This window comes from Roseateles sp., from assembly GCF_047654785.1.
GTDB lineage: Bacteria > Pseudomonadota > Gammaproteobacteria > Burkholderiales > Burkholderiaceae_C > Pelomonas.
On sequence record NZ_JASGKQ010000003.1, the window covers coordinates 421,089 to 442,276 of the forward strand.

Genomic DNA, 21,188 nt, shown 5'->3' on the forward strand with positions numbered 1-21,188 from the left:
CCCCCTTCGGCCTGCGGCCTGTCCCCCCGAGGGGGAGCGAGCTTGCTTGGGGCGGCCCGGCGCGGCGCTCATTCAGCCTGCGCTTCCCGCAGCGTCTGCACCACCGGCCGCTGCAGCACGCCGCGCAGGCTCCACCAGCCCGCGCCCCAGGCCAGCAGCGCGCCGCAGGCGGCGCCGGCCAGCGGCACCCAGGGCTTGAGCTGCCAGTCGAACTCGAACACGAAGCGCGCCAGCAGTGCCGCCAGCGCCACCGCCACGGCGCCGGCCAGGAAGCCGGCCAGCGCGCCCACGCCCAGCAGCTCGGCGCGCTGCACCTGCGCCAGCAGCGACGACGGCGCGCCCAGCGCCCGCATCAGCGCGAACTCGCGCGTGCGCGCCTCGCGCGTGCTGCCCACCGCGGCCAGCAGCACGACCAGGCCGGTGGCCAGCGTGAAGCCGAACAGGAACTGCACCGCCTGGATCACCTGGTCCAGCACGCCCTGCACCTGGTTGAGCTGGGCCGACACGTCGATGACCGTCAGGTTGGGGAACTGCCGCGCCAGGTCGCGGTCCAGCCGGGAGCCGGCCGGCATGCGGTAGGCGGCGATCTGCGTGGCCGGCAGCTCGGGCAACTCGGCGGCCTCGAACAGCACGAAGAAGTTCACCCGCATCGACGACCAGTCCACCTTGCGCAGGCTGGTGATGCGGCCCTGCACCGGCTGGCCGGCGATGTCGAAGGCCAGCGTGTCGCCCAGCTTCAGGCCCAGCGTCTGCGCCAGGCCGTCCTCCACGCTCAGGCCCAGCTCGCCGGGCGCGGCCGCGCCCCAGCGGCCGGCGACGAGCTGGTTGTGCGCCGGCAGCTCGGCGGTGTGGCTGAGGTTGAACTCGCGCTCGGCCAGGCGCTGCGCGCGGTCCTCGGCGAAGCGGCGGGCCTGCACCGGCTCGCCGCCGATCGCGGTCAGCCGGCCGCGGATCATCGGGTACCAGTCGTACCGGGCGATGCCGGCGCCCGCCAGCGCCTGGCGGAAGGCCTCGCCCTGGTCGGGCTGGATGTTGATGACGAAGCGGTCCGGCGCCGCGGCCGGCGTGGCGCGGCGCCAGCTGTCGATCAGGTCGGTGCGCAGCAGCACCAGCAGCGCCAGCGCCAGCAGCCCGACGGCCAGCGCCGCCACCTGCATCACCGCGAAGCCCGGCCGCGCCGCCACCTGGCGCGTGGCCAGCAGCAGCCAGCGCGGCACGCCGGCCCCGCCGACGTTGACCGGCACGACGCGGCGCAGCAGCGTCACCGCCCCCCAGGCCAGCCCCGCGAACACCAGCACCGCGGCGGCGAAGCCGCCCGCAGCGATGGCGCCCAGCGTCGCGTCCCCCGCCAGCACGACCAGGATGGCCGCCAGCCCCGCGACGCCCGCGCCCAGCACCAGCAGCGAGCCGGCCTTGGGCGCGCCCAGGTCGCGGCGGATGACGCGCAGCGGCGGCACGGCGGCCAGCTGCAGCACCGGCGGCAGGCCGAAGCCCATCAGCAGCGACAGCCCCAGCCCCAGCCCCAGCAGCGCCGGCCACAGGCCGGGCGCCGGCAGCGCCACCTCGATGAGGCCGGCCAGCAGCGACACGAACACCTGGTGCAGCGCCAGGCCGGCCAGCACGCCGCCCAGGCTCGCGGCCAGCCCGGCGATCAGGAACTCCAGCGCATGCGCCCAGGCGATGCGCCGCTGCGGCTGGCCGAGCACGCGCAGCATCGCGCAGGCGTCCAGGTGCCGCGCCGCGAAGTCGCGCGCGGCCAGCGCCACGGCCACCGCGGCCAGCAGCGCCGACAGCATCGCCACCAGGCGCAGGAAGCGCGCGGCGCGGTCCAGCGTCTGGCGCATCTCCGGGCGGCCGGACTCCAGCGACTCCAGCCGCACGCCGCGCAACTGGCCGTCCTTGACCAGCTGCTCCGCGCGGGCGACGAAGCGGCGCACCGCGTCCGGCGCCGCGCCGGGGCCGGGCACCACGGCCAGGCGGTAGGTGATGCGGCTGGCGGGCTGCACCAGGTGGGTGGCGGCGAGGTCGGCCTCGGCCAGCATCACGCGCGGCGCGAAATTCATGAAGCCGGCACCGCGGTCGGGCTCGGTCCGGATCAGCGCGGCCAGCCGCAGGCGGCTGTCGCCCAGCAGCAGCGCGTCGCCCAGCTTCAGGCCCAGGCCGTCGGCCACGGCCGGGTCAGCCCACACCTCGCCGGGCGCCGGCGCGCCCTGGCGGCCGGGCAGGGCCTCGCGCAGCGCGATGCGCCCGCGCAGCGGATAGCCCGCGCCGACCGCCTTCACGGCCACCAGCCGGCTCTCGCCACCCTGCGCCTCGTCGGCGCGCGCCATGCTCGGGAACGCGGCGCTGCGCACGGTGGTGAGCCGCAGCGCGGCGGCGAGGTCGACGATGGCCTGCGGCGTCGGCTGGTCGCTGGCGACGACGGCGTCGCCGCCCAGCAGCTGCGCGGCGTCCCGGCGCAGGCCCTGGTCCAGCCGGTCCGACAGGAAGGCGACGGCGCACAGCGCCGCCACCGCCAGCGCCACGGCCAGCATCAGCAGCCGCAGCTCGCCGGCCCGCCAGTCCCGCAGCAGCTGCCGCCAGGCGACGGCGAGGAGGGCGGGCGGGCGCGGGGGCGGCGAGGGGGGCGTCATGCGCGCGACTGTAGCGGCGCGCCGGCCCGCCGCCGGGCAAGGCCGGCTACCGCCCGGGGCTGCATGCTGGGCGACCTCAGCCTCGAAGTGGGCGACCGGAGCGCGGCCATGCGTGAGCGGCTCGCGGTGCATTTCCGTGCGTGGAGCGGCCTGTTCGAGGACTGCATCGCGCAGGCGCAGGCCAGCGGGGCCATCCGCAACCGCCTGCCTGCGGCCATGCTCGCGCCGTTCCTGCTGAACAGCTGGGAGGGTGCGCTGCTGCGGATGCGCGTGGAGAAAAGCGACGCCCCGCTGGACGAATTCGTCCAGGTGGTCTTCAGTGCGCTGCTATTGATCCATCGCCCGCTGCCAGTCCGTCTTGCTCGCCTTCACCAGCGCCGCCCAATCGTCGGGTGGGTTGCCCCGGCCGAGCATCTTCTCGAACACCGCATACGGGTCGGACTTGCTGCCTGCCGATCGCAAGGTCTGCTCGTCGTTGACCCAGGCGTACACGATGACCTTCGCTTTCGAGTCGTACCGGAAGAACAGCCGGTATCGCCGTCCGAGCTTGGCCCTGCGCCAGTGGCGATAGGCCGGCCCCAGGGTGTTGCCCTGCCGGTACTCGTCGCGCGCTGGGTCGCCCGGCACCACGTCCAGCATCAACTGCACCAAAGCCCGGAAGAACCTGACGTTGGCGTTGGACGCGAAGCCTTCCGGGTCGTTCTCCTGCGCGCGCAGCACGGCCGCGCGCAGCTTCGTCAACTGCCCGATCAGGTTGTCGTGGAACAGCAGTGCCCAGCCATGCCGCTGCATCAGAGTTCCACGTCCTCATCGAAGTCATCGCCCAGGACGACCTTGTGGCCGGCATGCTCCAGCATCGTGCGAGCCAGTTCCTCGGGCAGCCCGCAGATGTTCCGGCCCGCTTCGATGTCGCGGGCCAGTAGGTCCAGGAACGACGCAATGGCGGGGTCTTCATGCTCGGCATCGGCGCGAGTCACGACCACCTCACCGCCGCGCAGGTCGAACGCCACCTTGCCGCCGGTGTCCACGCCCAGCACTTGCCGGATGGATCTGGGCAGCGTGATCTGGCCCTTGGAGGTCAGCGTCGCGACTTCGTGGATTTCGGGCATGGCGGCATTCCTGGTGGCAATGCCGGCATGGTAAGGAAAATACCTTACCTCATCAACGCGCATGCCGCTTCGGCGGCGGTGGATGACTTGATCCTGGAGCGGGCGAAGGGAGTCGAACCCTCGTCATTGGCTTGGGAAGCCAAGGTAATGGCCGTTATACGACGCCCGCCGGGAAAGCCGGGAGTCTATGCGAAGGCGCGCCTCCTGGACGCGCCCGCTGCGGCCATCACTCCCGCGTGATGCGCCCCGGCGTCGCGCTTTCGACGGCCCGCGGGTTGGCGCGCAGCAGGTCCACCAGCGCGTCGATGTCGGTGCCCAGCACGGCGCGGTCGCGGCCGTGCTTGAAGCCGACCTGCTCGTCGCCGCCTTCCGACAGGAAGTTGTTGACGACCACGCGGTAGTCCTTCGTGCGGTTCAGCGGCTGGCCGCCGACCAGGATCTCGCCCAGCTGCGGCTGGCCATCGGCGCCGGTGCGCCAGTGGTAGCGCAGCGTGGACGAGGGCTGCAGCAGGCGCGGGCTGGCCTTGCCCTTGGGCAGCTGGCGCAGCAGCACGTCGTACAGCTGCTGGCCGGTGAGCGTCAGCGCGACGAGGTCGTTGCCGAAGGGCTGGATGGCGATCAGGTCGCTCATCGTCGTGGGCTTGCCGGGCTCCACGACCAGGTCGGCGCGGATGCCGCCGGGGTTCATGAAGGCCAGGTCCGCCGGCCCCTGCTTGCGGGCGAAGGCGAGCTGGCTGTCGGCGATCAGGTTGCCCAGCGCCGAGTCGCCGTGCGGCTCCCTGGCGCTGCGCAGCGCGCCGTGCGGCAGCGTGGCCACGGGCTTCAGGCGCGCGGCCTCGGTCAGCGCCGCGGCGCGGGCCACCAGGTCGGCCAGCGCCGGGTTGGGCGCATAGGCGGACTGCAGCACCGGGTGGTTGACGGCCTGGGCATCCAGCACCTTGCCGGCGGCATCGAGCGTCAGCCGGCTCTCGGTGATCCAGCCGCCGTAGCTGCCCGCCTGCACGACGAGGCGGCCGTCGATCTTGCAGGTGTAGGCCTGGTGGGTGTGGCCGCCGATGATGATGGCGTAGGCCGGATCCAGCCGCCGGGCGATGTCCAGCACGCGGCCGGTCAGCGTGGGGCAGGCGTAGGTCGGGTCGTTGGCCTGGCCGCCCGGGCCTTGCACGCCGCCTTCGTGCATCACGGCCACGAGCACCTGCGCGCCCTCGGCCTTGAGCTGCGGCACCAGCGCGTTCAGCGTGTCGGCCTCGTCCGCGAAGCGGATGCCCTGGATCGCCCGGGCGACGATGACGGCCGGCGTCTCCCGGGTCGCCACGCCGGCGATCGCCACCTTGAAGCCGGCGGCCTGCCGCATGACGTGGGTGGGCAGCAGCGGCCGGCCCGTGGCCGCGTCCAGCACATTGGCGCCCAGGTAGGGGAAGCCGGCGCCCTTGAAGCCGGGCCAGGCGCAGTCGGTCGGGCCGCAGTCGCCGCGCGCCTTGCGCAGCAGCTCGGGCAGGCCGGCGTCCAGCTCGTGGTTGCCCAGCGCGCTGGACGAGATGCCCAGCGTCGACATCGCGTCCAGCGACGGCTCGTCGCGCAGCAGGCCGGAGATCAGCGGCGACGCGCCGATCAGGTCGCCGCCGGCCACGACCACGGCCTCGGGGTGCTTGGCCTTCAGGGCCGCCATCGCGCTGGCCAGGTAGGCCGCGCCGCCGGCCGGCTGCGGCCTGACGTCGCCGGTGGCGGGGTCGGGCAGGCGCGGCATCAGCGGCGTCGGCCGCGCCGACTGGATGTTGCCGTGGAAGTCGTTGATGGACAGCAGCGTCAGCTCGGTGGTGCGGGGCGGCGGCGTGGCGCAGCCGGCCAGCAGGGCGGCGATGGCGAGGCCGGGCAAACCGAGGCGGAAGGAAGTGGGTAGGGCCATGGCGGGGTCCGCTTGAAGGAAGCGGCGATCTTAAAAGTGGCCGGGCGGTGGGAGGTTGTAGCGGCTGAGCGACAACCCTGCCCCCTGCCGCCAGGTGCCCGCGCCCGCCGGGCCGTGGCCGGATTGGTGCGTCAAACGGCCGGCGAAGGACCGGTTTTCCCCGTGTGGATGCGGCCTGCGGCCGGCCCGGCGGGGTGGCGGGCGGCGCGCCGGAATGCACCGCCATGGTGCGCAAGGCGGGGGCGGGCTGTATGAAACGGGCCACTTCTGACTTACCCGTAAAGTTCTGTCACGGAAAGTCATGACAATTCCGCCCACCGTTGCTGGCACGTGTTTTTCTTGCACCGGCGCCGCAACCGCGAGACGCGCGACATGCCGTTTCTCGTGACGATTTTCGACATCAGCCGCGCGTGACGCCGCGCGCACAACAGGAGTGATTGGGATGAGCAACAGGTTTGGGTCGGGATTCCCGCTATCGGCGCTGTGCGCCGCCGTGGCCATCGTGGCCGCCGCGCCCGTGATGGCGCAGAACACGACGGCGGCCATCGGCGGTCGGGTGGTGGCCGCCGATGGCAAGCCGGTGGCCGGCGCCACGGTGACCATCCTGCACCGCCAGTCCGGTTCGTCCACCACGCAGGTGACGGACGCGGAAGGCCGCTACAACGCGCGCGGCCTGCGCGTGGGCGGCCCGTACACGGTGACCGTGAACAAGGACTCGGACCGCAACGTGCGCGACGACGTCTACCTGCAACTGGCCGAAAGCACCAACGTCGACCTGACGCTGGGCGCCAACCAGCTGTCCGCGGTCGTCGTGCAGGGCACGGCCACGGGGAACAGCAAGTTCAACGACGCGAACATGGGCTCGGGCACGCAACTGGGCCGCCAGGAGCTGGAGTCCTTTGCCTCCATCCAGCGCAGCCTGCAGGACTATGCGCGCCTGGACCCGCGCCTGAGCCAGACCGACAAGGAGCGTGGCGAGATCTCGGCCGCCGGCCAGAACTCGCGCTTCAATTCGATCACCATCGACGGCGTGTCGATCAACGACACCTTCGGCCTGGAGTCCAACAACCTGCCGATGCGCAAGCAGCCGATTTCCATCGACGCGATCGAGGCGGTGCAGATCAACCTGTCCAACTACGACACGACCCAGAAGGGCTACACCGGCGCCAACATCAACGCTATCACCAAGTCCGGCACCAACGAGTTCAAGGGCAGCGTCTACTACGTCTACCGTGACGCCAATATGGCGGGTGACCGGTACAGCCGCAGCACCGGCCTGTACTCGGCGCCGCCGGCTTCCAAGGAAGACACCAAGGGCTTCACCCTGGGTGGTCCCATCATCAAGGACAAGCTTTTCTTCTTCGCCAGCTACGAAGAAATGAAGAGCAGTCTCACCGCGCCCAATTTCGGTCCCATGGGCAGTGCGCAGACCAATGTCGGCATCACGATGGAGCAGATCAACGCAGCCCAGGCTGCGGCGAAGACCTATGGCATCGACATCGGCGGCATCGACGTGCCCTCGAACGTCTTCCTGTCGGCCAAGGACACGCTGCTGAAGCTGGACTGGAACATCAGCGAAGCGCATCGCTTCAACATCCGCTATGCCAAGTCGGAAGAGTCGGAGCCGCAGTTCACGACCTTCAACAACTCGACACTGTCGATGTCTTCGCGTTTCTACAGCCAGAACAAGACCCTGGAGACCGTGGTCGGCCAGCTGTTCTCGGACTGGACCGAGAACTTCAGCACCGAGCTGAAGATCTCGTCACGCGACTACAAGTCGGCTCCGAAGAACAACAGCGACATGCCGCAAGTCAGCCTGGTCTGGACGACGCCCTCGCCGATCGGCAACGCGAGCACCAACCGCACGTTGATCTTCGGCACGGAAGTCAGCCGGCACTTCAACAACCTGGCGACGAAGACGCTGAACGGCTACTTTGCCGGCACCTATTTCCTGGGTGACCACGAAATCAAGTTCGGCCTCGACTACGAGAAGAACGACATCTTCAACGCCTTCGTGCAGAACACCAAGGGCGTCTATGAATACCGGGGTGACGATCCGGTGGCCATGTGGCTGGCCGGCACGCCAACCACCTACACGCTGACGCTGCCGTTGGCCGGAAAAACCCTGGCTGACGGCGCGGCCGACTGGACGCTGAACACGCTGGGCGTCTTCCTGCAGGACACCTGGAAGGTCAACAGCGCGCTGAACCTGACCGGCGGCATCCGCATCGACCGCATCGACACGCCGGACAGCCCGCTCGCCAACCCTGCAGCCAGCAGCGTCTTCGGCGTCAACAACACCAATGTGTTGAAGGGGACCAAGCTGGTGCAGCCGCGCGTCGGCTTCAACTACAAGCTGAACCTGTTCGAGAAGAAGAATTCGCAGCTGCGCGGTGGCGTGGGCCTGTTCCAGGGGGCGGCCATGAACGTCTGGCTGACCAACCCCTTCCAGGGCACCGGCATGGCGCTCGGGAACTTCTCCTGCTCCGGCACCGGCGGTTCGGCTTGCCCGACCTCGCTGAAGTATTCGTCGGATCCGAATGCCCAGCCCAATGTGGCGGGCTCGCCCCCGACGGCGAAGGTCGACTTCATCGACCCCGACGTGAGGCAACCCTCGGTCTGGAAGGCCAACCTGGCCTTTGACACCGAACTGCCCTGGTACGGCCTGACCTTCGGCGTCGACTGGCTGCACACCAAGACCAAGGACGGCATCTACTACAAGTCCCTGAATCTGGGTGCGCCCACCGGCAAGGCGCCGGACGGCCGCGACCTCTTCTGGAACGCCGCCGGCCTGAGCCCGAATTGCTGGATCGCCGGCAGCACGAGCGTGACCTCGGGCTGCGGCTCGCTGGTCCAGGCGAACGCCAACCGGGCCTACGTGACCGAGCCGGTCAGCCACATCACCTCGGTGGCGCGTACCACCAAGGGTTCTGGCAACACCGTGACCTTGTCGCTGTCGCAGCAGTTCTCTCCCGCCCTGGGCTGGAACTTCGCCTATACCCGGACCTCGGCCACGGAAGTCAGTCCGCTGACCTCGTCGACGGCGCATTCGAACTTCCGGGGTCGCGCCATCTACAACCCGAACGAGGACGTGGCGGCTGATTCGGCCTATCTGATCCGTGACCGGGTCAGCGCTGGCGTCAACTTCAGCAAGGCCTTCTTCGGCAAGTACAAGACCACCTTCGGTGCCTTCTACGAGGGCCGCGACGGCAAGCCCTACAGCTGGACCTTCGGCAGCGACTTCAACGGTGACGGCATTGCCGGCAACGACCTGTTGTACGTTCCTAAGGCTCCGGGTTCGGGCGAAGTGCTGTTCCGCATGCAGGGCGCCGCCAACACGGTGGCCAACTCGTCCGCCGATGCGGAGGCGATGTTCTGGAGCATCGTGGACGGTGATCCTGGCCTGAGGAAGTACAAGGGCAGCGTCGTGCCGCGCAACTCCTCGCGCTCGAAGTTCACCAACAGCATCGACCTGCGTCTGAGCCAGGAGGTGCCCGGGTTCTTCGCCGGCAACAAGGGCGTGATCAGCCTGGACATCCTGAACTTCGGCAACCTGGTGAACAGGCGCTGGGGCCGCGTGGATGAAATCACTTTCACGAGCAACGGCGGCAACCGTCGCGCGTTCGTGAACTACGCCGGCACCGACCCGGCGACCGGCAAGCCCATCTACGCCGTCGGCACCCCGTTCGACTTCGTCACCAAGAACAGCAAAGGCGAGTCCGCCTGGGCCATGCAGGTCACGGCACGCTACGAGTTCTGAGTCCAAGCCAAACCGGAGCGGTGCCTGCTGCTCCGCCTGTCGAAGGGGCCTCGAAAGAGGCCCCTTTCACTTGGTCGTGACCCGTCCTGATCTGCGTTGACACATTTGCCTCCAAGAAAGGGGATGTGCGATGGATACAGGGGTCAAGCGAACACAGCGCGACTACACGATGGCTTTTAAGCTGGCGAGGTGATCGGGGAACTGGAGGCGCTCGCTCATTGAGCGAGGCGCCCCAATCGCCGCGATAGAACATGATCCATGCGCTCACCCCGTGGCGCCGGGCGCCGGCTCAGCCCAGGATGCCGCCCAGGCACAGGTACTTCACCTCCACGTAGTCCTCGATGCCCTGGCGGCCGCCTTCGCGGCCCAGGCCGGACTGCTTGACGCCGCCGAACGGCACCTCGGCCGTGGAGATCAGCCCGGTGTTGATGCCCACCATGCCGTACTCCAGCGCCTCGCCGACGCGGAAGATGCGGCCGATGTCGCGGCTGTAGAAGTAGCTGGCCAGGCCGAACTCGGTGGCGTTGGCCAGGCGGATGGCGTCGTCCTCGGTCTGGAACCTGAACACCGGCGCCACCGGGCCGAAGGTTTCCTCGCGCGAGCACAGCATCTGCGGCGTTGCGTCGGCCAGCAGCGTGGGCTCGAAGAAGTGGCCGCCGCCGGCCGCGATGCGCTGGCCGCCGGCCAGCAGCCGGGCGCCGAGCGCGATGGCGTCGGCCACGTGGGTCTCGACCTTCTGCAGCGCGGCGTCGTCGATCAGCGGGCCGACGCTGACGCCGCCCTCGAAGCCGTTGCCCGTCTTCAGCGCGGCGACCTTGGCGGCGAACTTCTCCAGGAAGGCGTCGTACACGCCGGCCTGCACGTAGATGCGGTTGGCGCAGACGCAGGTCTGGCCGGCGTTGCGGTACTTGCTGGCGATGGCGCCGTCCACGGCCGCGTCCAGGTCGGCGTCGTCGAAGACGATGAAGGGCGCGTTGCCGCCCAGCTCCAGGCTGAGCTTCTTGACGGTCGGCGCGCACTGCGCCATCAGGATGCGGCCGACCTCGGTGGAGCCGGTGAAGGACAGGTGCCGCACCACGTCGCTCTCGCACAGCAGCTTGCCGATCTCGACGGACTGCTGCGCGTCGGCCGTCAGCACGTTCAGCACGCCCGCCGGCATGCCGGCGCGCTGGGCCAGCTCGGCCACGGCCAGCGCCGTCAGCGGCGTGGCCTCGGCGGGCTTGATGATGACGGTGCAGCCGGCCGCCAGCGCCGGGGCCACCTTGCGCGTGATCATCGCCAGCGGGAAGTTCCACGGCGTGATCGCCGCGCAGACGCCGATGGCCTGCTTGACGACGAGGTAGCGCTTGCCGGGGTCGGTGGTCGGGATGGTTTCGCCGTAGACGCGCTTGCCTTCCTCGGCGAACCAGTCCAGGAAGCTGGCGCCGTAGACCACCTCGCCGCGCGCCTCGGCCAGCGGCTTGCCCTGCTCGGCCGTCATCAGGCGCGCCAGGTCGTCGGCGTGCTTGACCAGCAGCTGTTGCCAGCGCAGCAGCACGGCGGCGCGCTCCTTGGCGGGCTTGGCGCGCCAGGCGGCGAGCGCGTTCTGCGCGGCGGCGATGGCTTCGCCGGCCTCGGCGCGGCCGAGGTTGGGCACCTGCGCCAGCTCGCGGCCGGTGGCGGGGTCGGTCACCGCGAAGCTGGCCGGGCCGCCGACCCATTCGCCGTTGATCAGCGCCTGGGTGCGCAGCAGGCCGGCGTCGTCCAGCACGGCGAGGGGGGAATTCGCGTCCATCGAGGGGTCTCCAGCAGGGTTGGGGCGCCACTCTACCCGCGGCCCGCAAAGCCCCCTCTCTACAATCGCCCCTCTTTGCCCCTGACCCGTTCGTCAGCCCCTCTCCCAGGAAGCCCCACGGAATGAAAGCCGCCGAGATCCGCCAGACCTTTCTGAAGTTCTTCGAGTCGAAAGGCCACCAGATCGTCGCCTCCAGCCCCGTCGTGCCGGGGGACGATCCGACGCTGCTGTTCACCAACGCGGGCATGAACCAGTTCAAGGATGTGTTCCTGGGCTTCGACAAGCGCCCCTACACGCGCGCGACGACCAGCCAGAAGTGCATCCGCGCCGGCGGCAAGCACAACGACCTGGACAACGTCGGCTACACGGCGCGCCACCACACCTTCTTCGAGATGCTGGGCAACTTCAGCTTCGGCGACTATTTCAAGAAGGACGCGATCTCGTATGCGTGGGAGCTGCTGACCGTCCACTTCAAGCTGCCGGCCGAGAAGCTCTGGGTCACCGTCTACGAAGAGGACGACGAGGCCTACGACATCTGGAACAAGACGGTCGGCGTGCCCGCCGAGCGCATCGTGCGCATCGGCGACAACAAGGGCGCGCGCTACATGTCCGACAACTTCTGGATGATGGGCGACACCGGCCCCTGCGGCCCCTGCACCGAGATCTTCTACGACCACGGCCCCGAGGTCGCCGGCGGCCCGCCGGGGTCGCCCGATGAGGACGGCGACCGCTACATCGAGATCTGGAACAACGTCTTCATGCAGTTCAACCGCACGGAAGACGGCGTGATGCACCCGCTGCCCAAGCCCAGCGTGGACACCGGCATGGGCCTGGAGCGGCTGGCGGCGGTGCTGCAGCACGTGCATTCCAACTACGAGATCGACACCTTCGTGAACCTGCTCGCCGCCGCCAAGTCGGCGGTGGACGCCGCCGGCGGCGGCGACTGCGACCCGGCCAGCCCGAGCCTGAAGGTCATCGCCGACCACATCCGCGCCTGTTCGTTCACGGTGGTCGATGGCGTCATCCCCGGCAACGCCGGCCGCGGCTACGTGCTGCGCCGCATCGCGCGCCGCGCGATCCGCCACGGCTACAAGCTCGGCGCGCGCACGCCCTTCTTCCACAAGCTCGTCGCCGCGCTAGCCGCCGAGATGGGCGACGCCTACCCCGAGCTGCGCCAGTCCGAGAAGCGCGTCACCGAGGTGCTGAAGCAGGAGGAGGAGCGCTTCTTCCAGACCATCGCCACCGGCATGGAGATCCTGGAAGCCGCGCTCGCCAAGGGCGGCGACGTGGACGGCGACACCGCCTTCAAGCTGCACGACACCTACGGCTTCCCGGTGGACCTGACCGCCGACGTCTGCCGAGAGCGCGGCGTCGCGGTGGACGAGGCCCGCTTCCACGCGCTGCTGGACGAGCAGAAGGCCCGCGCCCGCGCGGCCGGCAAGTTCAAGATGGCGCAGGGCCTGGCCTACAGCGGCGTGCCGACGGGCTTCCACGGCTATGAGCACCTCGTCTGCGAGACCAGCCGGGTCACGGCCGTCTACGTCGATGGCGTGCAGGTCGCCGAGGCGCAAGCCGGCGACGACGCCGTGATCGTGCTCGACCACACGCCTTTCTACGCCGAGAGCGGCGGCCAGGCCGGCGATGCCGGCGAGCTGCGCAGCGGCACGACCCGCGTCGCCGTGGACGACACGGTCAAGATCCAGGCCGACGTGTTCGGCCACCACGGCCGCGTGCTGGAAGGCAGCGTCAAGGCCGGCGACGCGTTCACCGCCCGCGTGGACGCCGAGCGCCGCGCCAGGACCGTGCGCAACCACAGCGCCACGCACTTGATGCACAAGGCGCTGCGCGAGGTGCTGGGCGCGCACGTGCAGCAGAAGGGCTCGCTGGTCAACGCCGAGCGCACCCGCTTCGACTTCGCGCACAACGCGCCGATGACGGCCGAGGAAATCCGCGAGGTCGAGGCCCTCGTCAACGCCGAGATCCTGGCCAACGCCGGCGCCAAGGCCGAGGTGATGGCGCTGGACGACGCGCAGAAGTCCGGCGCGATGATGCTGTTCGGCGAGAAGTACGGCGACACGGTGCGGGTGCTGTCCATCGGCTCGTCCAAGGAACTGTGCGGCGGCACGCACGTGAAGGCGACCGGCGACATCGGCCTGTTCAAGATCGTGGCCGAGAGCGGCGTGGCGGCCGGCATCCGCCGCGTCGAGGCCGTCACCGGCGACAACGCGCTGGCCTATCTGCAATCGCTCGAAACGACGGTGCAGGGCGCGGCCCTGACGCTCAAGACCTCGCCGCACGAGCTGGGCGCGCGCCTGCATGCGGTGCTGGACCAGGTGCGTCAGCTGGAGAAGGAGCTGGCCGCCGCGAAGAGCAAGCTCGCCTCCGCCCAGGGCGACGAGCTGCTGGCCCAGGCCGTGGACGTGAAGGGCCTGAAGGTGCTGGCCGCGAAGCTCGAAGGCGCCGACGCCAAGACGCTGCGCGAGACCATGGACAAGCTCAAGGACAAGCTCAAGACGGCCGCCATCGTGCTGGCGGCGGTGGACGGCGACAAGGTGCAGATCGCCGCCGGCGTGACGGCCGACAGCGTGGGCCGCGTCAAGGCCGGCGAGCTGGTCAACTTCGTCGCGCAGCAGGTCGGCGGCAAGGGCGGCGGCAAGCCCGACATGGCGATGGCCGGCGGCACGCAGCCCGCCGGCGTGCCGGCCGCGCTGCAGAGCGTGGCGGGCTGGGTGGCTGAGCGGGCCTGACGGGACGGGCGGGGTTCGTCCGTAGGTGCTCAGCCGGGGATAGGCTGGGCTGGGCGCCGGGACACGGGGGTGGGCAATTGCTCCGTGTCCCCCGGGCCGGCAAGCCGGCCCTCCTCCTTTACCTGCGCAATTGCCCACCCCCGCGTCCCGGCTTCTCCACCGCTGGTTTTTCGCGGCGACCACCGAGCGCAACGCTGAGCAGGAGGGCGGGGAGCCCTGATGCGCAGGTAAAGGAGGAGGCCCGCGCAAGCGGGCCGGGGGACACGGAGCATCAGGGCTCCCCGCCCTCCTGCGCCCCACCCGACGTCACGGCCCGCGAGACGCGCAAAAAAACGGGCGGCCTGTGGGGCCGCCCGTCGTGCTTCAGTGCGCCAAGGTGCTCCCTGGACGGGAGCACCGGGTCAAGCCGCGATGGCGGCGTCCATCAGGCCCATGTCGGCGCTGCTCATCAGGCCCTCGATGTCCATCAAGATCAGCATGCGCTCGCCGACGGCGCCGATGCCGGTGATGAAGCTGGTGTCCACCGACGCGGCGTTCATCTCGGGCGCGGGGCGGATGGCGTCGCGGCTGAGCTCCAGCACGTCGGACACGGAGTCGACGACCGCGCCGACCACGCGGTTCTTCACGTTCAGCACGATGACCACCGTGAAGCCGTTGTACTCGACGCTGGGGCAGCCCAGCTTCAGGCGCAGGTCCACGATCGGGACGATGACGCCGCGCAGGTTCACCACGCCCTTGATGAAGTCCGGCGCGTTGGCGATGCGCGTGGGGGCTTCGTAGGAACGGATCTCCTGCACCTTCAGGATGTCGATGCCGTACTCCTCCGAGCCGAGGCGGAAGGTCAGGTACTCGCCGCTCTTGGGGGCGTGGGCCTTGGCGGTGGTGGTGACGGCGCCTTGCGGGCGCAGGGCGGGGACGTTGCTGGCTTCCATGCGGGGCCTCTCCTTGTGCTGTGTGGGTTAGTGGCGCGAGCGGCGCACGAGGCTGCCGACGTCCAGGATCAGGGCCACGCGGCCGTCGCCCATGATGGTGGCGCCGGACACGTCGTTGACCTTGCGGTAGTTGGCCTCCAGGTTCTTGACGACGACCTGCTGCTGGCCCAGCAACTCGTCCACCAGCAGCGCGACGCGGCCGCCCTCGGCCTCGACGACGACCATGATGGAGCTGACGTGCTCGAAGTCGAAGCGCGGCACGTCGAAGACCTTCTCCAGTTCGATGACGGGCATGTACTCGTCGCGCACCTCGACGACGCGGCCCGAGCCGGCCACGGTCTTGATCGTGTCGGCCTGCACCTGGAAGGACTCGACGACGCTGGACAGCGGCAGGATGTAGCACTCGTCGCCGACGCCGACGCTCATGCCGTCCATGATGGCCAGCGTCAGCGGCAGGCGCACGGACACCTTCATGCCGTAGCCCTCGGCCGAGTCGATCTCGACCGTGCCGCCCAGCGACGTGATGTTCTTCTTCACGACGTCCATGCCGACGCCGCGGCCGGACACGTCCGTCACCTGCTCGGCGGTGGAGAAGCCGGGCGCGAAGATCAGGTTCCAGCACTCGGCGTCGGTCATCGTGTCCGGCGCGTCGATGCCCTTCTCGCGCGCCTTCTTGATGAGCTTGTCGCGGTTCAGGCCGCGGCCGTCGTCGCGCACCTCGATGACGATGCTGCCGCCCTGGTGCGAGGCGACGAGGGTGATCGTGCCCTGCTCGGACTTGCCGCGCGCCAGCCGGTCGGCGGGCATCTCGATGCCGTGGTCGCAGCTGTTGCGCACCAGGTGGGTCAGCGGGTCGGTGATCTTCTCGACCAGGCTCTTGTCCAGCTCGGTCGCCTCGCCCTGCGTGACCAGCTCGACCTTCTTGCCCAGCTTGGCCGCCAGGTCGCGCAGCATGCGCGGGAAGCGGTTGAAGACGGTGGACATCGGGATCATGCGGATCGACATGACCGATTCCTGCAGGTCGCGCGTGTTGCGCTCCAGGTCGGCCAGGCCCGAGGTGAGCTGCTGGTACAGCGCCGGGTCCAGCTCGCGGCTGTTCTGCGCCAGCATGGCCTGCGTGATGACGAGCTCGCCGACGAGGTTGATCAGCTGGTCCACCTTCTCGATGGACACGCGCAGCGTGGTCTGGTCCAGGCCGCCGGCGGCGGGCTTGGCGTCGCTGCGGGCCGGCGTGGCCGGGCGGGCCGCCGGCACGATGGCGGCGGGCGCGGGCGCCGCCGACGGCGCGGCCTCGGCCGCCGTGCCGGCGGGCACGCCGGGCGCGTCGTCGAAGAAGCCGTAGCCCGGGTCGGTGGACGGGGCCTCCGCCGGCGGCGCGCCGGGCGCGCCGTCGTAGAAGCCGAAGCCCGGGCCGAGCGGGATCAGCTTGACCTGCTCGCGCGCGACGTGGAAGGTGAACAGGTCCAGCAGGTCGTTGTCGGTGGAACTGGTCAGCACCTTGAAGCGGCGCATGCCGTCCGAGCTCTGGCCGGCGTCCAGCGGCTCGATGGTGCCGAGGTCGGTGATCTCCTTGAACAGCTCGACGAGGTTGTCGGCCAGGCTCAGGTCGGTCAGCGGGCCCACCTGCAACTCCAGCAGCCGCGCGCCGGGCTTGCCGGCGGCCGCAGGCGCGGCGGCGGGTGCCGGTGCGGGGGCTGCGGCGACCGGGGCGGGCGCGGGCGCCGGGGCCGGGGCCGGGGCCGCCGGGGCGCCGCCGCCTTCCACGAAGCTCTTGATGCTGACCAGCAGGTCGGTCGTGTCGAACGGGTCGGCGCCGGAGCCCTGGTGGCGGCCGAGCTGCGCGCGCAGCGCGTCGCCGGACTGCAGCAGCACGTCCACCATCGCCGCGTTGGGCTGCAGCTCGTGGCGGCGCAGCTTGTCCAGCAGCGTCTCCATCTGGTGGGTCAGCTCGGCCACGTCGCTGAAGCCGAATGTCGCCGCGCCGCCCTTGATCGAGTGGGCGCAGCGGAAGATGGCGTTCAGCTCCTCGTCGTCGGCGGCCTCGACGTTCACGTTCAGCAGCAGCTGCTCCATGTTGTCGAGGTTCTCGCCGGCCTCCTCGAAGAAGACCTGGTAGAACTGGCTGAGGTCGATGCCGGCACTGATGCTGGCGCCTTCGGTGGTCATGTCACCCATCGTCGTTGCTTCCTCTGGGGCGTGCTTCAGCGGATGACCTTGCCGATCACTTCGATCAGCTTGGCCGGGTCGAAAGGCTTGACCAGCCAGCCGGTGGCGCCCGCGGCGCGGCCGGCCTGCTTCATCGCGTCGCTGGACTCGGTGGTCAGGATCAGGATGGGCGTGCCCTTGAACTTGGGGTTCTCGCGCAGCTTCTTGGTCAGGCTGATGCCGTCCATGCGCGGCATGTTCTGGTCGGTCAGCACGAGGTCGAAATCGCGCTGGCCGGACTTCTCCCAGGCGTCCTGCCCGTCCACCGCTTCCACCACGTTGAAGCCGGCGTTCTTGAGCGTGAAGGCCACCATCTGGCGCATCGAGGCGGAGTCGTCGACGGCGAGGATTGAGTGCATTTGTGTTTTCTCCGAGAGAACGTGAGTTGCCTGGGGGCTGTGTGGACCGGGGGGATTCAGAAGAGCTCGATGGAGCCGGCGTCCATCTCGTCCTGCGTGACGGGGTTGGGCCGCAGCGGCGCGATCTCGACGATGGCGGCGCCGTCCTCGTCGTCCGCGCCGAAGGTGTCGCGGGCCAGCTGGTCCGAGCAGTTGCGCAGCCGCTGGCTGGTGTGGGCGATCAGCTGGGTGGCCATGTCCTGGAACTGCAGCGCGGTGATGGCGCCGGCGATGTCTTGCATGATCTGCTGGAGCCCGTCGGCGGCGGGGCCGCCGTCGCTGCCGCGGAGCAGCGCCATCGCGTGGCCGGAGGCGCTGTAGAAATGCGTGGACAGGGCCTCGCCGGCGTCGTCGAGCAGGCGCTGCAGGCGGTCGAGGTCGTGGGTCACCGTCATCAGGTGATCCTGCAGTTCCGCGGCCGCCAGCAGGGGCAGCGCGGCGGCGCTGCCATCGAGGCCGGCGGGGGTGGAGGGGTCTGTCTGCATCGTGGCTCCGCGAGGGGATGCGGCTTCTTGTCCGGGGGCCCGGGACGCCGGGGCCCATCAGTGACGGCATGTTCACCCGATTTCGCCCCGCCGTGGACGACGAGATGTGCGGAGAACGAGCCGTATTACCGCTCTGGCCGGCGTTGCGCGCGGCGCTGTGGCGGGCGGGGATCGCGCGGGCGGCGCGGCATACTGCGCCCCCATGACGATTTCTGGTGTGGAGCCTGCGGCGCGGTGCCTGCGCGTGCTGCATGTCGAGGACTCCGAGCTCGACCACCAGCTCATCCTGGTCCAGCTCGGCCGGGCGGGGCTGCGGGTGCAGGCGCAGCGGCTGGACGCGCTGCCGGCGGTGCTGGCGGCGCTGGACCAGCCGTGGGACGCGATCATCTCCGACTACAACCTGCCCGGCTACTCCGGCCTGCAGGTGCTGGAGGCGCTGCAGGCGCGCCGGTCGCCGACGCCCTTCATCCTCGTCTCGGGCGAGATCGGCGAGGACATGGCCGTGGCCGCGATGCGCAACGGCGCCAGCGACTACCTGCTGAAGAACAACCTCGCGCGCCTGGCGCCGGCGCTGCTGCACGCGGTCGAGGCCGCCGAGACGGATCGCGCGCGCAGGGCGGCGGACCAGGAGCTGGTGCGCTCCAAGCAGCGGCTGCACGACCTGGCCGGCCACCTGCAGACCAGCGTGGAGCTGGAGCGCGCGGCCATCGCCCGCGAGATCCACGACGACGTGGGCGGCTCGCTGACGGCGCTGAAGTTCGACCTCGCCTGGATCGACCGCCACGCGCAGGAGCCCGAGGTGCGCCAGCGCGTGGCCGCGGCGCTGGAGACGGTCAGCTCCGCCATCGAGGCCAGCCAGCGCATCATGCACAACCTGCGCCCGGCCATCCTGGAGCAGGGCCTGGTGGCGGCGTTGCAGTGGATGGCGGCGCGCTTCGAGCGCCGCACCGGCATCGAGGCCGGGCTGCGCGTCGGCGACGAGCGGCTGGCGCTGCCGCCCGGCGTGCCGCTGGTGGCCTACCGCACCGCGCAGGAGGCGCTGACCAACGTGTCCAAGCATGCGCAGGCCACCCGGGTCGGCATCGAGCTGAGCCTGGATTCCGGCGTGCTGACGCTGGAGATCCGCGACAACGGCCGCGGCATCGCGCCGGGCGAGCTGGCCAAGGAGCGCTCGTTCGGCATCCGCGGCCTGCACGAGCGCGCGGCCACCGTGGGCGGCTGGGTGGACCTCTCCAGCGCGCCCGGCCGGGGCACCAGCCTCATCCTGACCGTGCCGCTGGCGGCCGACGCCGCCGGCGCGCTGGACGACGCCGTGGACTTCGGCGACGACGCCGGCACTTCGATCTGGGGCCAAGCATGATCCGGGTGATTCTTTGCGACGACCACGGCCTGATCCGCCGCGGCATCCGCGACACGCTGGCCGACGCCGACGACATCGAGGTCGTCGGCGAGGCGGGCGACTACACCGAGCTGCGCGGCCTGCTCCACCGCCTGGGCCACACGCTGGGCGGGCAGCCGCCTTGCGACGTGCTGGTGCTGGACATCAACATGCCCGGCCGCAGCGGCCTGGACGTGCTGCACGTGCTGAAGGACGAGGGCGCGCCGGTGCGCACGCTGATCGTGTCGATGTACCCGGAGGACCAGTACGCCATCCGCGCGCTGAAGGCCGGCGCCTACGGCTACGTCAACAAGGGCGGCGACCCGGCCACGCTGGTGCAGGCGGTGCGCACGGTGGCCCAGGGCCGCAAGTACGTGACGCCCGAGATCGCGCAGATGCTGGTCGAGAGCCTGACCGCGCCGGTCACCGAGCAGGCGCACCAGAAGCTGTCGGACCGCGAGCTGCAGACGCTGGTGATGATCGCGTCGGGCAAGCGGCTGTCGGACATCGCCGAGGAGCTGATGCTCAGCCCCAAGACCGTCAGCGTCTACCGCGCCCGCGTGCTGGAGAAGCTGGGCCTGGCGAACAACTCCGAGCTGACGGTGTACGCGATCCGCAACGGCCTGGTGGCCAGCTAGCTGAACGCGGCGAGCAGCCGCTCCAGCGCGACGGTGAACGGCGTCTGCATCAGCGGCAGCGTCGCCACCATGCCGATCAGGCCGACGCTGACCGTCAGCGGGAAGCCCACCGAGAACACGCTGATCTGCGGCGCCACGCGCGAGATCACGCCGAGCACGAGGTTGACGAACAGCAGCATCGTCACCAGCGGCAGCGCGATCCACAGGCCGATCTGGAAGATCTCCGCGCCCCACCGCTGCGGCTGCGCCGCGCGCAGGAAGGCGAAGGGCTCGCCGCCGACCGGGAAGGCGTGGAAGCTCTGCACCAGCGCGTTGATGAGCAGCAGGTGGCCGTTGATGGCGATGAAAAGGAAGGCCACCATGCTGCCGAAGAAGCGCGCGCTGGCGGTGCCCTGGGCGCCGGTGCCGGGGTCGAAGAAGCCGGCGAAGTTCAGGCCCATCTGCAGGCCGATGACCTCGCCGGCGAACTCCAGCGCCGCGAACACGATGCGCACCGCGAAGCCCATGGCCAGGCCGATCAGCAGCTGCTGCGCGACCAGCAGCGTCAGCAGCGGCAGCGAGTCCAGCGGCGTGGGCGGGATGTCCGGCAGCGAGGGCTGGGCGGCGACCGCGATGAACAGCGACAGGCCGATGCGCAGCCGCAGCGGCACGTTGCGCTGGCTGAAGGTGGGCATGCCGGCGAACAGCGCCAGCGTGCGGATGAAGGGCCACAGCAGCGGGTTCAGCCAGGCGAGGAGTTGGGCTTCGGTGACGGAGAACATGGGGTGGGGCGGGGGCGTTCGTGTTCGCGTCAGCGTCCGTGGGCGGGTGGCTTGCCGGTGCGTCGGGTCGCGGGCAAGGTGCCGGGAGTCCCGCCCGGCGGCGGGGTAACTTTCTTCTGTCGGCGCCAGAAGAAAGTCACCAAAGAAGAGGCGCTGAACCGCACGCGAGTGGAAGCCCGCCATGAGCCGCCGCGACAACACGCGCTCTGATCCAGGCAAGAAGCGACCCGCTGCGCTCTCGCCGCTGTCCCTGTGATGAGCATCACAGCGCGGACCTTCACGCCGGTCAACGCCGGCTGCACGCCGGGCTCACCAGGGAAGGCGCCAGCCGCGCCGACGCGTCGCCCGAGCGACGCTTGCATGTCGACTCGTGAGTTCGGCGTGCAGCCGGCGTTGGCCGGGCCGATGGTGGCGGGATGGGGTTCGTCACAGGGACAGCGGCGAGAGCGCAGCGGGTCGCCT

At 70.2% G+C, this 21,188-nt stretch carries 14 protein-coding genes, 1 tRNA gene and 1 pseudogene; 5 read left to right on the forward strand and 11 right to left on the reverse strand.

Features of this window, described 5'->3' with window-relative positions; translation table 11 throughout:
* Positions 1-68: 68 nt before the first annotated feature.
* On the reverse strand, positions 69-2,633 hold the full coding sequence (locus QM788_RS11040) for an ABC transporter permease (RefSeq protein ID WP_415661535.1): 2,565 nt from the start codon (positions 2,631-2,633) through the stop codon (positions 69-71).
* 63 nt (positions 2,634-2,696) lie between these two features.
* Between QM788_RS11040 and QM788_RS11045 the strand changes: the two are divergent.
* A pseudogene (locus QM788_RS11045) lies at positions 2,697-2,885 on the forward strand (TetR family transcriptional regulator C-terminal domain-containing protein); the annotation flags it as partial.
* Positions 2,886-2,960: 75 nt separating this feature from the next.
* On the opposite strand, the gene QM788_RS11050 reads toward QM788_RS11045, so the two are convergent.
* The 4 genes from QM788_RS11050 to QM788_RS11065 all read right to left on the reverse strand — a co-directional run bounded on the left by QM788_RS11050 (position 2,961) and on the right by QM788_RS11065 (position 5,648).
* Complete coding sequence (locus QM788_RS11050) at positions 2,961-3,425, reverse strand: type II toxin-antitoxin system YhaV family toxin (RefSeq protein ID WP_415661536.1); 465 nt, start codon at positions 3,423-3,425, stop codon at positions 2,961-2,963.
* On the reverse strand, positions 3,425-3,742 hold the full coding sequence (locus QM788_RS11055; RefSeq protein WP_415661537.1) for a type II toxin-antitoxin system PrlF family antitoxin: 318 nt from the start codon (positions 3,740-3,742) through the stop codon (positions 3,425-3,427). The genes QM788_RS11050 and QM788_RS11055 overlap by 1 nt, the downstream gene beginning before the upstream one ends.
* Before the next feature lie 94 nt (positions 3,743-3,836).
* Positions 3,837-3,911 (reverse strand) — tRNA-Gly (locus tag QM788_RS11060).
* Positions 3,912-3,968: 57 nt separating this feature from the next.
* Positions 3,969-5,648, reverse strand: coding sequence for a bifunctional metallophosphatase/5'-nucleotidase (locus QM788_RS11065; protein WP_415661538.1), 1,680 nt, complete (start codon positions 5,646-5,648; stop codon positions 3,969-3,971).
* 442 nt (positions 5,649-6,090) lie between these two features.
* On the opposite strand from QM788_RS11065, the gene QM788_RS11070 reads away from it, so the two are divergent.
* Positions 6,091-9,408, forward strand: a complete 3,318-nt coding sequence (locus QM788_RS11070; protein WP_415661539.1) for a TonB-dependent receptor — start codon at positions 6,091-6,093, stop codon at positions 9,406-9,408.
* A 289-nt stretch (positions 9,409-9,697) separates the two neighbouring features.
* On the opposite strand, the gene QM788_RS11075 is transcribed toward QM788_RS11070, so the two are convergent.
* Complete coding sequence (locus QM788_RS11075) at positions 9,698-11,182, reverse strand: NAD-dependent succinate-semialdehyde dehydrogenase (RefSeq protein WP_415661540.1); 1,485 nt, start codon at positions 11,180-11,182, stop codon at positions 9,698-9,700.
* A gap of 122 nt (positions 11,183-11,304) precedes the next feature.
* Between QM788_RS11075 and alaS the strand changes: the two genes are divergently transcribed.
* A complete protein-coding gene (gene alaS, locus QM788_RS11080; RefSeq protein WP_415661541.1) occupies positions 11,305-13,929 on the forward strand; it encodes an alanine--tRNA ligase in 2,625 nt (874 codons plus the stop codon).
* A gap of 401 nt (positions 13,930-14,330) precedes the next feature.
* On the opposite strand, the gene QM788_RS11085 is transcribed toward alaS, so the two are convergent.
* The 4 genes from QM788_RS11085 to QM788_RS11100 are packed head-to-tail and all read right to left on the reverse strand — an operon-like array spanning position 14,331 to position 17,949.
* Entirely contained in the window at positions 14,331-14,861 is a 531-nt protein-coding gene (locus QM788_RS11085; RefSeq protein WP_415661542.1) for a chemotaxis protein CheW, read from the reverse strand.
* Positions 14,862-14,888: 27 nt separating this feature from the next.
* Complete coding sequence (locus tag QM788_RS11090; RefSeq protein WP_415661543.1) at positions 14,889-17,036, reverse strand: chemotaxis protein CheA; 2,148 nt, start codon at positions 17,034-17,036, stop codon at positions 14,889-14,891.
* A gap of 26 nt (positions 17,037-17,062) precedes the next feature.
* Entirely contained in the window at positions 17,063-17,425 is a 363-nt protein-coding gene (locus QM788_RS11095) for a response regulator (RefSeq protein WP_415661544.1), read from the reverse strand.
* A gap of 56 nt (positions 17,426-17,481) precedes the next feature.
* Complete coding sequence (locus QM788_RS11100) at positions 17,482-17,949, reverse strand: hypothetical protein (RefSeq protein ID WP_415661545.1); 468 nt, start codon at positions 17,947-17,949, stop codon at positions 17,482-17,484.
* Positions 17,950-18,151: 202 nt separating this feature from the next.
* Between QM788_RS11100 and QM788_RS11105 the strand changes: the two genes are divergently transcribed.
* The gene (locus QM788_RS11105; RefSeq protein ID WP_415661546.1) at positions 18,152-19,309 is read left to right on the forward strand and encodes a response regulator; all 1,158 of its coding nucleotides are present in this window, start codon (positions 18,152-18,154) and stop codon (positions 19,307-19,309) included.
* Positions 19,306-19,965: a response regulator gene (locus tag QM788_RS11110; protein ID WP_415661547.1), complete on the forward strand. Its 660-nt coding sequence runs from the start codon at positions 19,306-19,308 to the stop codon at positions 19,963-19,965. Before QM788_RS11105 ends, QM788_RS11110 begins: the two co-directional genes overlap by 4 nt.
* On the opposite strand, the gene fliR is transcribed toward QM788_RS11110, so the two are convergent.
* The gene (fliR, locus tag QM788_RS11115) at positions 19,962-20,726 is read right to left on the reverse strand and encodes a flagellar biosynthetic protein FliR (RefSeq protein ID WP_415661548.1); all 765 of its coding nucleotides are present in this window, start codon (positions 20,724-20,726) and stop codon (positions 19,962-19,964) included. The two genes, QM788_RS11110 and fliR, sit on opposite strands and share 4 nt — an antisense overlap.
* Between the last annotated feature and the right edge of the window lie 462 nt (positions 20,727-21,188).